We start from the raw sequence: 13,438 nt of genomic DNA, 5'->3' as shown, positions 1-13,438 counted from the left end.
CAAGGGTATGTCACCGGGGAGGAGCAACACCTCCGGATTGCTGGGATGGCGCCTGCAGGCGGCGCGCGAGACGGCGTTCGTGGGGCGGGAGGAAGAGCTCGCGGTCTTCAAGGCGGCGTTGTACGGGGGCGGCTGCAGCGTTCTGTACGTGCACGGCCCCGGCGGCATCGGCAAGTCGGCCTTGTTGCGGCGCTTCGCCCGCGAGGCCGCGGTGGCGGGGCGGCCGGTGTCCATGGTGGACGGGTGCACGGTGGACGGGTGCACGGTGGACGGGTGCACGGTGGACGGGTGCACGGTGGAGGCCGGGCTGGTGCCTGACGAGGCGGATGCGGTGCTGCTGATCGACCACTTCGAACGAATCAAGGACCTGGAAGGATGGCTGCGCGAGCGGTTCCTGCCCCGGATGCCCATGGGCGCGCTGGTGGTGATCGCGGGGCGAAACCCGCCGGATATGCGCTGGCAGGCCGATCCCGGATGGGCGGGGGCGTTGCAGGTGCTGCCGCTGCGCGAGCTGCGGGCCGCGGACGCGCAGGCCCTGATGGACTCCTGCGGGGTGCCGGCCGACTCGCGCGGGCCGCTGCTGGCCTTCGCCGGCGGTCATCCGCTGGCGCTGCTGCTGGGGGCGGCCGTGGCGGTGAAGGACGGCGGGGCCGGCCGCCGGTGGACGCCGAACCAGGACGTGGTGGCCACGTTGCTGGATCAGCTGGTGGGCCAGGTGCCTTCGGCGGCGCACCGGCAGGCCCTGGAGATCTGCGCGCACGCGTACACGACGACGGAGGACCTGCTGCGGGCGGCCTTGCCGCAGGACGACGCCGGGGCGTTGTTCGGGTGGTTGCGGCGGTTGCCGTTCGTGGAGCCGAGCAGCCGCGGGCTGTTCCCGCATGACGTGGTGCGGGAGGTGCTGGAGGCGGACCTGCGGTGGCGGGATCCGGAGGGGTACGCGGTGATGCACGACCGCATTCATGCGCAGCTGGCGGAGCGGGTGCGTACGGCGAGCGACGGGGAGGTGCCCGGCGCGGTGGCGGCACTGCTCTACGTGCATCGCGGCGACGGGGCGCCGGCCGGTTTCCACGGTCGGCACGGTGAGAGCGGCTTCCTGGAAGAGGTGGTACGGGAGGGGGACGTCGGCACGTTGCTCCGGGTGGCGACGCCGGGGGAGGGCACGCCGGGGGAGGGCGCGAAGGAGGAGGGTGCGGCGGCCGCGGCCTGCGCCGCCTTCTGGGCGGAACGTCAGCCGGAGGCGTTCCGGCTTTACCGGCGGGCCGGAACCGGCGAGCCCGTGGCCTTCTCCGCATGGCTGCGGCTGGCGCAACTCGACGAGGAGGAGCTGACCGCCGATCCCGTCGTGGCCGCGGCGTGGGCGCACGCGCGCGCCACCACGCCGTTGCGCGCCGGCGAACATCTGGCGGTCGGCCGGGTATGGGCGCTGCCGCGGTATCGCGGGAACGCGCCGGTGATGGATCTGATCCGGTGGCGAATGGTCGGCAATTGTGTGCGGTCCGAGCGGCTGGCATGGTCATATATCGCGATACGGCACCCGGACCAAGCGTGGGTGGATCAGCTACGGCGGCACTACGGGATGCGTGAGCTCTCCGCGCGGCCACGGCTGGGGGATGACGCGTACACCCTGTTCGTCCATGACTGGCGCGCGGAGCCGGCGCGGGCGTGGCTGGAGCGGCTGAACCAGGGGCCCGCCGGCGGCCCGGGCGCCGCGACGGCGGGGCTGGCGGTGCTGTCGCAGGCGGAGTTCGCCGAGGCGGTTCGCAAGGCGTTGCGCCAGTTGCCGCGGCTGGACGCGCTGGCCGCCTCCCCGCTGACGCGCACCAGGCTGGTGGCCGAGCGGGCCGGGCAGAACCCGGCCACGGCGCTGGGTGAGCTGCTCCGGCAGGCGATCGACGACCTGGGTGAGGATCCGCGCTCGGTCAAGTCCCACCGGGCGCTGTCGGTCACGTTCCTGCGCGGCACGCCCACCCAGGAGCTGGCCGCGCAACGGCTCGACCTGCCTTTCACCACCTACCGCCGCCATCTGGCGGCCGGCATCGAACGCGTCTGCGCCGACCTGTGGCACCGGGAGCTGTATGGCGCGCCGGCGTACCGATCCGCCTGAGCCGCCCATCGCGTGTCAGCCGGTGAGCGCGAAGCCGGCCGCCGCCTCCGCGTGCAGCCGAGCGCTCTCCAGCACCGGGACGGCGCTGTCCTTGTCGCCGATCAGCAGCTCGATCTCCGTGCAGCCGAGGATGACGCCTTCGGCGCCGTCGGCTGCCAGATCTTCGATGATCCGGGCGTAGGCGTCCCTGGAGGAGTCCCGGAGCACCCCCCGCACCAGCTCATCGAAGATCACGCGATGGACCAGCTCCCGCTGCGCACGCGGCGGGACGACCACCTCGAAGCCGTGAGCGGCCAGCCGGTCCCGGTAGAAGGGCTGCTCCATGGTGAAGCGCGTGCCCAGCAGGCCGACCTTGCGCATGCCCCTGGCGCGCACCTCGGCGGCTACGGCGTCGGCGATGTGCAGCACGGGCACGCTCACGGCCCGCTCCACGTCGTCGCTCACCCGGCTGAAGGTGTTGCTGCAGATGAGCAGGAGGTCGGCGCCGGCCTCCTGCAGCTTCCTGCCCGCGCCGGTCAGCAACGTGCTCACCTCCTCCCAGCGGCCGGCGAAGATGAGGTCCTCGACGGTGGTGTAGTCGACCGACCAGATGAGGCTGTCGGCGGAATGGCTGCCGCCCAGCCGCTCGCGTACGCGCTGGTTGATGATCTGGTAGTAGATCACCGTCGATTCCCAGCTCAACCCGCCGATGAGACCGATGGTGCGCATGGAACTCCTGTTCGCATTGAGCAGATCAAAAGCTGTCCGGCCGGCTCCGCGACGGCTCGAGACCCCGTTCGGTCAGGAGCGGTCAGGAGCGGTCGCGGGTCGGTGGCGTGCGTACACGCCCCGTTCCGCTCAGCTCGGCGGCGCTGCCAGCGCCCGGGCGCAGGCGCCGAGCCCGATCTCGCTGGAGGCCTTGACGAACACCACGTCTCCCGGTTCGACAAGCGCGCTGGCCAGCCGCAGGGCCCCGGCCACGTCCTCGGCGGCGTGGACGGCCACGCCCTGGCCCGCGGACTCCGCCGCCTGCGCCATCGCGAGCGGGTCCCCCGATCCGACCGTGATCAGCACGTCGAAGCGGAGGTCGGCGACGAGCCGGCCCATCTCGGCGTGCCGGGCGCGTGAGGCGTCCGCCTGCTGCCCCATCGCGCCGAGCACGGCGACGGTACGACGGGCGCCGGCCAGGGCCTTGACCGCCCGCAGCCCGGCCCGCATGGACTCGGGGCTGGCGTTGAAGGCGTCATCGACGACGGTGACCCCGTCAGGCCGTTCGACGATCTCCAGCCGGCCGGCGGAGCGCCGCCGCGCGGCGTTCAGCCCGCCGGCGATCTCGGCGGCGCCCAGGCCGAGCGCGGTGGCGACGGCGGCGGCGGCCAGGGCGTTGCTCACCTGGTGCTCGCCGATGAGGTCGAGCTCGACCGGGGCGCGCCCGCAGGGCGTCACCAGCTCGAACGCGGTGCGCGCGCGGCCGGTCATCCGCACGTCCTCGGCTCGCACCTGCGCCCGCGCCGACCTGCCGTACAACAGGATCCGGGCCCTGGTGCGGCCGGCCATGCCCATGACGTACGGGTCGTCGGCGTTGAGCAGCGCGAACCCGTCCGGCGCGAGCGCCTCGACCAGCTCGCCCTTGGCCTCGGCCACGTCGGCCGGCCCGGCCCCCATGCGCTCCACGTGCGCGGTGCCGACATTGAGCACCAGCCCGACGTGGGGCGGCGCGATCCCGGTCAGGTACCTCAGGTCGCCCTTGCGGCCCGCGCCCATCTCCAGCACCAGGTATCGGGTGCCGGCGTCGGCGCGCAGCACGGTGAGCGGCAGCCCGAGCTCGTTGTTGAACGACCTGTCGGTGGCGACCGTCGCGGCGTGCCGTTCGAGCACCTGGGCCAGCAGGTCCTTGGTCGTGGTCTTGCCCACGGAGCCGGTCAGGCCGATCACGGCCGGGCTGATGCGCCCGAGCAGGTGCCTGGCCAGCAGGCCGAGCGCGAGCTGGACGTCCTCGACCACGAGGGCGGGCACGCCGACGGGCCGTGCGGCCAGCACGGCGACGGCGCCGCCCGCGATGGCGGCGGCCGCGTAGTCGTGGCCGTCGACGCGGGCGCCGGCCGTCGCGGCGAACAGGCCGCCGGGCACCACCTCGCGGGAGTCGACCGCCGAGGGCGCCGTCACCAGCGCCCGCGCCTCGCGCACGTCGTGCAGGCTCGCGCCGGCGACCCGCGCGATCTCCTCCAGCGTCATGGGGATCATGAGCCGCTCCTGGCGAACGCGAGGTCGATGAGGCGGCGCAGCAGGTCCGGGTAGGCGAGGCCGCTGGCGGCCCAGGCCCTGGCGTAGACGGAACGGGAGGTGAAACCGGGCATGGTGTTGATCTCCAGCACGTACAGGCGTCCGGTGTCCTGCTCGTAGAGGAAGTCGACACGGGACAGGCCGTAGCCGCCGATCGCCCGGAAGGCGCGCAGGGACAGCTCGCGTACGTCCTCGGCCACCCGTTGCGGCAGCACGGCGGGGATGGCGGCGATCTCGGCCTGGCTGAGGTACTTGGCCTCGTAGTCGAGCCAGTCGCCGGGCACGATGAGCTCGCCGGGCACCGAAGCGTCCGCGGTGTCATAGCCGCCTAGCACGCCGCAGATGACCTCGCGCGCGCTCACGCCCTGCTCGACGATGACCACCCGGTCGTGGGCCAGCGCCAGATCGACGCCCGCGCGCAGCTCCTCCATGGAGGTGACGCGGGAGATGCCGATGGAGGAGCCCATGCTGGCTGGTTTGACGTACATCGGCCAGTCGAGCGACTTGACCAGCGCCCAGTGGTCGGTGGTGGTGCGCCATTCGTGCTCGGTGAACCACACATGCGGGGTGACCGGAATGTCTTCGGCCAGGAAGGTGCGCCGCATCGCGACCTTGTTCATGGCCACGGCGGAGGCCAGGACGCCGCAGCCCACGTACGGGATGCCCAGCGTCTGCAGGTGTCCCTGGACGACGCCGTCCTCGCCGAACGGCCCGTGCAGCACGGGGAAGACCACGTCCGCCAGGTCGCGTCGCAGCTCCGTCGGCCACCTGCCCTGCCGGTCGATGATGACGGGGACGGGCTCGTACAGGTCCCTCGGCAGAGCGTCGAGCACGGCCTGCGCCGACTGCAGCGACACCTCATGCTCGGCGGACGGCCCACCCGCCAGCACAGCCACGCGTACGCGTTCAGTCACGATCCATCAGCCTTCCTCAGCGGCACGAGACGGCACCGGCACCGCCGACGGCACGGTGCTCGCCGCCGAGTGTCGGCTTTTCGCCTGACCGGTTCCCAGGCCATTCGGAGCCCATTTCCTGACCGAAGCGCACCCGCGGTGTGCCGCGACCGGGCCTGCCGCAGGCGGCCGTCACCGGGGGTTCGCCCGGCGGCGGGGGCGGGCATACCGCCGGGAGTGTCACCTGGCACCGCGTCGGCGTGGCGAATGCCGGCGCCCGAAGTCGGCATCGTCTTGTGCATGGCGACCATGTGGCGGGGCTGGCGGGCCGGCGCCGTCCCCGGCCGGGCGAGCGGGGGAGGCAATAAAAAAGGGCAAGGGGAATATCCACTCCTTGCCACTTCCAATCTATAGCGCAGGGGGGGACTTGCCACAAGACCCCGGTCGTCCCGCACAATCACCCTTCGACATCGGAACTTACGGAGATCGGGGGACCGCGGAATGCGGTTTGTGCTGGTGACCTACGGGTCGCGCGGGGACGTCGAGCCGATGGCGGGGCTGGCGGTGCGGCTACGGGCGCTCGGCGCCGAGGTGCGGGTGTGCGCGCCGCCGGACTACGCGGACCTGCTGGACGATGCCGGCGTGCCGCTGACTCCCCTCGGCTGGCCGATCCGCGCGCTGGCGACGGGGGCGATCCCCGGCAAGGAGAAGGCGGGCCTGTCCGACATCTCCGCCGAGCTGACCGCCATGGCCTACGAGACGGTCGCCGAGGTGGCCGAGGGCTGCGCCGCGGTGGTGGCCACCGGCTCGTTCCCGGCCCTGGCCGGCACGCGGAACGCGGCCGAGAAGCTCGGCGTACCTTATGTGTTCACGTCCTTCTCCCCGTGTTACCTGCCGTCGGCGCATCACCCGCCGCTGCGCCGCCCGGGCCAGGTGATCCCCCCTGAGGTGACCGACAACCGGGGGCTGTGGGACCTGCACGCCGAGAACCTGGAAACCCTGTTCGGCGAGACGATCAACACCCACCGGGCCTCGATCGGCCTGCCGCCGGTGAGCGGCGTGCGCGACCACGTCTTCACCGGCCACCCGTTCCTGGCGGCCGACCCGGTCCTGGGCCCGTGGCAGGAGACGCCGGAGCTCGACGTGAGGCAGACCGGCGCGTGGATCCGGCCGGACACCCGCCCGCTCCCCGCCGGCCTGGAAGCGTTCCTGGCCGCCGGCGCGAAGCCGGTGTACGTGGGCTTCGGCAGCATGCTGATCCGGGGCGCGAACACGCAGGAGGTCTCCCGGGCCGTCATCGAAGCGGTCCGGGCGCAGGGCCGCCGCGTCCTGCTCGGGAGCGGCTGGGCCGACCTGGCCCTGATCGACGACGCCGACGACTGCTTCGCCGTCGGCGAGGTCAACCAGCAGGCGCTGTTCGGCCGGGTGGCCGCGGTCGTGCACCACGGCGGCGCGGGCACCACGACGACGGCGGCACGTGCCGGGGCGCCGCAGGTGATCGTGCCGCAGGTCGCGGACCAGCCGTACTGGGCGGGCCGGGTCACCGAGCTGGGCATCGGCACGGGACACGACGGTCCGACGCCGACCGCCGAGTCCCTGTCGGCCGCCCTCAAGATCGCCCTGGCTCCCGAGACCGGTGCCCGCGCGGCCGTCGTGGCCGAGACGGTCCGCACCGACGGGGCGGAGCAGGCCGCGAAGCTGCTGCTCGACATGACCGGCCGGAGCGGCTCCGCGGGCTGATCCCCGGAGGCTACACAGGCAGGCACCCCGCCGGTCCGCACGCCCGCGGCCGGTCGGGGCCGCGTCAGATGCCGTGGCAGACACATGCCGGTAGTGAGGCGGCGCCGGCCTCCGGGTCCTTGGCGGCGGCCTCGACGTCCGCCAGGATCTTCTCCCGCTCTTCGCGCGTGATGAGGCGACCGCGTGTCATCACGGCATGGATCGCGCGTGTGTTGCGGATGTCCGCCAGCGGATTGGCGTCCAGCACGACCAGGTCGGCCACCTTGGTCAGGAACGCGGGTAGAGTACTGCCCGCCGCTCTCCCTTTCTTCCTCTGGACGCCGGCGGACTCGACGAATTGGCTGGTCGCCGATCACAGCCAGCCGCGGGACTCGGCCACGTGGACGGCCTCGGCGCGGTTGCGGGCTCCGGTCTTGCGGATGGCCGAGGACAGGTAGTTGCGTACGGTGCCGTCGGTGAGGAACAGCCGGCGGGCGATGTCGGCCACAGTGGAGCCGTCGGAGGCGGCGCGCAGCACTTCGGCCTCCCGCTGGGTCAGCGGGCTTGGACCGACGGTCAGGGCCGTGACGGCCAGTTTGGGGTCGAGCACTCGCTCACCTGCCAGCACCCGTCGCACGGCCGCCGTCAGCTCCGTGACCGGAGCGTCCTTGACCACGAACCCGGCCACGCCCGCGTCCAGTGCCCTGTTCAGGTAGCCGGGCCTGCCGAAGGTGGTCACGATGATCACCTTTCGGTCGCGCAGGCGTGCGGCGACCTCCAGACCAGACAGGCCCGGCATCTCGATGTCGAGCAGGATGACGTCGGGGTCATGCTCGGCCACCGCGGCCACGACCTCGTCGCCTCTCCCCACCTCGGCGACCACCTCGATGTCGTCCTCCAGCGCGAGCAGCGCGGCCAGACCTCCCCTGACCAGGTCCTGGTCATCCGCGATCAGCATCCGGATCATGACGCGTCAGCCAGCGGGACACGGGCGTAGAGACGGTAGCCGCCGCCGGCCGGCCTGCCGACCTCCAGCAGTCCGCCTGCCTGCGCGACCCGCTCGGCCAGCCCGGTCAGCCCGTTGCCGTCGGGCTGCCCGGAAGGCTGCGCCCGGTCCGCGCTCGGGCCGGTGACCATGTTCGGCGCCGATGTGGCGACCGTCTCCTCGCCAGTCGTGATGCCGGCACCGATCCCGCCCACCGGTGACCCGTCGTCGTAGACCTCAACGCTGGCCGCTCCCGCGTCCACGCGCAAGTCCATCCAGCAGTGCCGGGCCCGGCTGTGGCGCAGCACGTTGGTCGCGGCCTCCCGTACGACCCACGCCAGCAGGATCTCCGTAGCGGCAGGAATGGGCACATCCGCAGGGGAGACCTCGAGCTCGATCCCGGCCAGCCGCAGCTCACGCGCCGCCTTGTCCAGTTCCTCCGACAGCGCCGGCGCGCGATAGCCGGCGACCGCGTGCCGCACCTCGTCCAACGCCCGGCGAGCGACCTGCTCCATGTCGGTCATCTCACGTGCCGCCCGATCGGGATCGGTACGGGCCAGCCGGGCGGCGAGCTGGCTCCTGATGATGATCGAGGTCAGCGTGTGCCCCAGGATGTCGTGCAGATCCCTGGCGAAGCGCAGCCGTTCGTTCTCCACCGCCAGCTGCGCCACCTCGGCGCGGGCCGCGTCCAGGCGTGCCAGCAGCACCCCCATCCGCTTGATGCTGTCCACCGCGGCGGCCTGCGCCGCGATGGCGACCGGCACCCACCAGATCCCCCCGAACGAGATCCCCTGCGCCATCAGCGCGACCACCTCCACGCCCGCGGTCACCGCCACCGCGGCGGCGAATGCGACACCCTGCAGTGAGGTGGCCAGCGCACTGACGACGAACACGAACGAGATGTACACCCACGGCGGCCCGAGCACCGGGAGCAGGGACAGCGCCGTGACGATCAGCCCTGCCGCGGCAGGAAGCGGCGGCCTCCTGGCGCCGAACATCCGCCACATGACGGCCACCCAGCAGGCCGCGAACACCGCCACCGCCGCGAACGCCCACACCACCCGCCAGGCTCCTGGCCCCGACTCCAGCAGCGACCAGAGCGGCCAGCCCACCAACAGCAGCCACGCCAAGGCACCGGCCCGGATCGCCCGGCGGCCCCGGCCGAAATCCGCCGCCGCCATGCCCACCTTCACAGAGCCCGACGGTAGCGCCAGATGGCCAGCGCGGTGAACAGCAGGGTCCAGCAGGCCAGCACGCCGACCGCTGTCCCGGTAGGCCACTCGCCCGCCAGCGCCCGCCAGCCCAGCGAACCCGCCTGATAGGCCGGGCTGTATTCGGCCAGCACCCGCATGCCCTCAGGCATCAGCTGTACGGGCAGCCACAACCCGCCCAGGACGGACAGGCCGAAGTAGACCGCCATCATGGCCAGGTTCGCGGCTTGTCCCTTGAGCGTGTAGCCGAAGGCGATGCCCAGCGCGGCGAACGGCATGACGCCCAGCCAGATCAGCACCACCAGGGCCGGCCAGGTCCACAACGGCAGCCGTACCCCGGCGAACAGCGCGCCCGCGGCCAGGACGACGACGATGCTCGGCAGCACCCCGCTCGCCCCGCTGACCAGCTTGGCCACCACATAGCCGTGCGCAGGCAGCGGCGTCACCGCGAGCTGCCGCGCCCAGCCCCTGCTGCGCTCCAGCGCGATGGCGCCGCCGATGAACAACGCGCCGCCCATCGAGCCGTACGTGGCCATCGACACCATCGTGGCGGCGGCGAAATCACCCTGCTGCTCCTGCGGCACCACGTTCAGCACCTTGGTCCACAGCAGGTACAGGGCCACCGGGAAGCCCGTCAGCAGGACCAGCCCGGCGGGGTTGCGAAAGCCGCGCCGCATCTCCAGGCTCAGGTACGACCTCATCGCTCCTGCCCTCCCGTCAGGCTGACGAAGGCGCTCTCCAGATCAGTGCTCGCCGTGCGCACGTCCCTGACGTCGTCGAACGCGTCGAACGTCGCGAACAAGGTGCGCAAGGTGGCGTCGGAGTCGCCTGTGCGCAGGGCGACCGTGCGCCCCTCGATGCGCACCTGGCGAACGCCGGGCAGCCTTTCGAACCGGCTCACATCGGTGCGATCGGTCCGGAAGCGGATCTCCGTACCGCCGACCAGGGACTTGATGGCGTCAACCGGCCCATCCGCCACGATCTCGCCGTCCGCCAGCAACACGATCCGGTCGGCGTAGTCGTCGGCCTCGGTGAGGTAATGGGTGGCGAACACCACCGTGCGGCCCGCTGCCGTCCGGGCGCGCACCTCTTGCCACAGAGCGCGGCGGCTCTCCACGTCCAGGCCCACGGTGGGTTCGTCGAGGACGAGCAACGCCGGATCCCCGGCCAGCGCCAGAGCGAACCGTACCCGTTGCTGCTGCCCGCCGGACAGCCTGCCTACCCGCCGCCCGGCCAGGTCCTGCACGCCCGCCGCCTGCATCACCCGCTCGACCGGCATCGGGCGCGGGTACATCCCGGCCACCGCAGCCACCAGCTCCGCCACCCGCACGTCGTCCAGCAGCCCGGCATCCTGCAGCAACGCCCCGACCTCGCCTCGCTTGAGCGCCTCGGCGGGCAGGCGGCCGAACACCCTGGCCGTTCCCTCATCAGGGGACAGCAGTCCCAAGGCGATGGAGAGCATGGTCGTTTTGCCCGCCCCGTTGGGGCCCAGCACGGCGACCGCCTGCCCTTGTTCCACATCCAGATCCACGCCGTTGAGCGCGACGGTGGCGCCGTAGCGCCTGCTCACAGCTTTGAGTTCCAGCGCGATTCCCATGCGTTCAGCATGAGCGAGGCGGCAGCAGCGGCTGTAGTGCCGTGCGTCAGCCAGCCCCATGTGACAAACGTCAGGGTCAGAGATGCCGCAGATGACAGGCCGTTCACGCCAAGACTGCACGATTCTGTCATGCCGCACGGAGCATAACGTCATAGCAATATTTATCTTGGACAAGATAACTCATCAGTCATAACGTTGGGAGTGTGAGAAGCCAAGATCCCACCACAAAGGAAGGACCGGGGGAGCGATGCCCACGCAACGCGAGGCTGATGAAGCCGACATCCGCCAACTGATCGCCAAGATCGTCGGAGGGCTCCAAGGCAAGGATCTCGAGGCTCTCAAGCGCCTCTACGCGACGGACATCGTGTCGTTCGACATCGAGCAGCCGCTCCAGCACGTGGGGATCGAGGCGAAGCTCAAGAACTGGGCGCCCGTGTTCACATTCTTCGAGCGTGTGACCTACGAGGTTCGCGACCTGACCCTCACCGTGGGCGAGGACGTGGCCTTCGGGCACGCCTTCGCCCGCCTCGGCGGCACGCTGAAGAACGGGACGGCGACGAGCGGCATGTGGGTCAGGGTCACGCACTGCCTCCGGAAGATCGAGGGCACGTGGTTGATCGTGCACGACCAGGTCTCGGTGCCGCTCGACATCGCCAGCGGCAAAGGCGTTGTCGACCTCGAGCCCTGATCCCACCACCCCGTTCGCCCGCGCCGCGGCACTACATCCCTGACGGATGGGTTCTGTCCCTTGCGCCTGCCGCCGGGGATGATCGGGCCGGGCTGGATCCGCTCGGCGGACTCCGCGTTCGCTCCGCGGCGGAGCACGGTGGGAAGCGTGTCGTCGATGATGACCGACGGTCGGCCGCCGTGCTTCGGCCTCGGCGAGCAGTGGTACGGCGCCGCGCTCGCGAACTTCAAGCTCGCGAAGCCGCTGTGAGCCAGATCACGGTTGAGGTTGACCTCGGGTCAGGGTGGAAGCTCGGCGCAGCCGCACGAAGCCGGCACGGACGTAACGGATTCAAAGGACAAGCCACCATGACGATCACCCTTTCCGACCAGGACAAGAGCACTCTGCGGATCGCCGCGTACGGCGCCGTGACGCTGATGGCCGCCGCCGGCGCCGCCGGCAAGCCCCACAGGGGCGCCGCTGACGGCAGCATCGCGCTGGGCTCGGCCACCGGCCTGGTCGGGCACGTCCTCGCCGAGTACCCCAAGGGCAAGGACCTGGCCGGCAAGTCCGTCGCCGAGATCGCCGACCGCGTGCTGCCGGCCCTGACCGCGGCCATGAACCTGCTGCACCAGCAGGACCCGGCCGAGGCCGGCAACTTCCGCGGCGCCGTTCTCGTCGCTGTCGAAACCGCCCAAGTGCGCCAGGGCCGGCCGAGCCCCGCCACGGCCGCGATGGCCCGCAAGATCACCGAAGCGCTCGACGCCGCCGGGGCAGCCGGCGCGGACAGCGGGACCGTACCGGAAGCTGCGGCCGGGCAGGACCGCCCGGAGCTGCAGAGGGCGATCGAGGAGATCGTCGAGTCCGGATTCGTCGGGGTGTCGCTGCGCGTGCACGATGAGCGCGGCGAGTGGGCCGGCAGCGCCGGGGCGCGCGAGCTGGGCGGGACCGCCAAGCCGCCGATCGACGGGCATGCCCGGATCGGCAGCAACACCAAGACCTTCACCGCGACCCTGGTGCTGCAGCTGGTGGCCGAGGGCAAGATCGGGCTCGACACCCCGGCGGCGGACTACCTGCCCGAGTTCGGGCTGGACCGGCGGATCACGGTCCGGATGTTGCTGCAGCACACCAGCGGGCTGTTCAACTTCACCGGCGAGGTCTACGACGACGGGACGATCGTGCCGGGGATCGCCATCCCCTACGGCACCACGGGCAAAGAGTGGGTGGACGACCGGCTCAGGACCTACCGGCCGCAGGAGCTGGTGGAGCTGGCTTTGTCCAAGCCGGCACGGTTCGAGCCGGGCACGGGCTGGAGCTACTCCAACACCAACTACGTGCTGGCCAGGCTGCTGATCGAGAAGGTCACCGGCCGCTCGCTGGCCGAAGAGATGCGGCGGCTGATCCTCGGGCCGCTCGGCCTGTCGGGCACCCTGCTGCCCGACGCCTCGCCGGAGATCCCCGAGCCGCACGCCCACGCCTACTACCGGTACGAGGACGCAGGCGAGCACAAGACGATCGACATCACCCGCCAGAACCCCTCCTGGATCTCCACCGGCGGCGACATGATCTCGACCACCCAGGACCTGCACACGTTCATCTCCGCGCTGCTCGGCGGCACGCTCCTGCCGGCCCCGCTGCTGGCCGAGATGTGCACCCCGCACCCGACGGGCATCCCGAACATGGACTACGGCCTGGGAGTGTTCGTGGTGACCACGGACGACGGCACCCTCATCTCCCACAACGGCGCCGCCGTGGGCCACGCGGCCCTGATGTACAGCACCCCCGACGGCAGCAAGACCCTGACCGCCGCGCTGAACTGCGTGGACGACGCCGGCCTGTCCATCGCGGCAGCCTTCCAGAAGGCCCAGCAAAGGCTCCTCAACGAGGTGTTCCGCGGCGGGCAGGCCGATCCGGCACAGCCGACGGGCTGAGCACGCGAACCGGGGCCACGCCGAGCCCGACGAGCTCGGCGTGGCCCGTCCACACGCTCGGCCGTG

12 protein-coding genes are annotated in these 13,438 nt (G+C 71.6%); 4 read left to right on the top strand and 8 right to left on the bottom strand.

Annotation, left to right across the window (positions count from 1 at the left end; genetic code table 11):
• Positions 1-7: 7 nt before the first annotated feature.
• Entirely contained in the window at positions 8-2,107 is a 2,100-nt protein-coding gene (locus H4W80_RS06745; protein WP_192784275.1) for an ATP-binding protein, read from the top strand.
• A gap of 15 nt (positions 2,108-2,122) precedes the next feature.
• Here H4W80_RS06745 and H4W80_RS06740 read toward each other — a convergent pair whose 3' ends face one another.
• From H4W80_RS06740 to H4W80_RS06730, 3 genes are all read right to left on the bottom strand, one after another.
• Positions 2,123-2,815, bottom strand: a complete 693-nt coding sequence (locus H4W80_RS06740) for an aspartate/glutamate racemase family protein (protein WP_192784274.1) — start codon at positions 2,813-2,815, stop codon at positions 2,123-2,125.
• Between the two features lie 129 nt (positions 2,816-2,944).
• A complete protein-coding gene (locus tag H4W80_RS06735) occupies positions 2,945-4,330 on the bottom strand; it encodes a UDP-N-acetylmuramoyl-tripeptide--D-alanyl-D-alanine ligase (RefSeq protein ID WP_192784273.1) in 1,386 nt (461 codons plus the stop codon).
• Positions 4,327-5,283, bottom strand: coding sequence for a D-alanine--D-alanine ligase family protein (locus tag H4W80_RS06730; protein WP_192784272.1), 957 nt, complete (start codon positions 5,281-5,283; stop codon positions 4,327-4,329). The genes H4W80_RS06735 and H4W80_RS06730 overlap by 4 nt, the downstream gene beginning before the upstream one ends.
• Before the next feature lie 480 nt (positions 5,284-5,763).
• Between H4W80_RS06730 and H4W80_RS06725 the strand changes: the two genes are divergently transcribed.
• Positions 5,764-7,002 carry a glycosyltransferase gene (locus H4W80_RS06725; RefSeq protein ID WP_192784271.1) on the top strand — a complete coding sequence of 413 codons (1,239 nt, stop codon included), beginning with the start codon at positions 5,764-5,766 and terminating at the stop codon, positions 7,000-7,002.
• Between the two features lie 64 nt (positions 7,003-7,066).
• On the opposite strand, the gene H4W80_RS06720 is transcribed toward H4W80_RS06725, so the two are convergent.
• The 5 genes from H4W80_RS06720 to H4W80_RS06700 form a co-directional block, all read right to left on the bottom strand.
• A complete protein-coding gene (locus tag H4W80_RS06720) occupies positions 7,067-7,264 on the bottom strand; it encodes a hypothetical protein (RefSeq protein WP_192784270.1) in 198 nt (65 codons plus the stop codon).
• A gap of 90 nt (positions 7,265-7,354) precedes the next feature.
• Positions 7,355-7,948: a response regulator transcription factor gene (locus H4W80_RS06715; protein ID WP_192784269.1), complete on the bottom strand. Its 594-nt coding sequence runs from the start codon at positions 7,946-7,948 to the stop codon at positions 7,355-7,357.
• Entirely contained in the window at positions 7,945-9,147 is a 1,203-nt protein-coding gene (locus H4W80_RS06710; protein WP_192784268.1) for a sensor histidine kinase, read from the bottom strand. The genes H4W80_RS06715 and H4W80_RS06710 overlap by 4 nt, the downstream gene beginning before the upstream one ends.
• Before the next feature lie 8 nt (positions 9,148-9,155).
• Positions 9,156-9,878, bottom strand: a complete 723-nt coding sequence (locus H4W80_RS06705; RefSeq protein WP_192784267.1) for an ABC transporter permease — start codon at positions 9,876-9,878, stop codon at positions 9,156-9,158.
• A complete protein-coding gene (locus H4W80_RS06700; protein WP_192784266.1) occupies positions 9,875-10,774 on the bottom strand; it encodes an ABC transporter ATP-binding protein in 900 nt (299 codons plus the stop codon). The genes H4W80_RS06705 and H4W80_RS06700 overlap by 4 nt, the downstream gene beginning before the upstream one ends.
• A 247-nt stretch (positions 10,775-11,021) precedes the next feature.
• Between H4W80_RS06700 and H4W80_RS06695 the strand changes: the two genes are divergently transcribed.
• Both H4W80_RS06695 and H4W80_RS06690 read left to right on the top strand, forming a co-directional pair.
• Positions 11,022-11,462, top strand: a complete 441-nt coding sequence (locus H4W80_RS06695) for a YybH family protein (protein ID WP_192784265.1) — start codon at positions 11,022-11,024, stop codon at positions 11,460-11,462.
• A 347-nt stretch (positions 11,463-11,809) separates the two neighbouring features.
• Positions 11,810-13,372: a serine hydrolase domain-containing protein gene (locus tag H4W80_RS06690; protein ID WP_225963290.1), complete on the top strand. Its 1,563-nt coding sequence runs from the start codon at positions 11,810-11,812 to the stop codon at positions 13,370-13,372.
• Positions 13,373-13,438 lie beyond the last annotated feature (66 nt).

The organism is Nonomuraea angiospora (assembly GCF_014873145.1).
Lineage (GTDB): Bacteria > Actinomycetota > Actinomycetes > Streptosporangiales > Streptosporangiaceae > Nonomuraea > Nonomuraea angiospora.
This window is presented reverse-complemented; position numbering and strand designations above follow the sequence as displayed.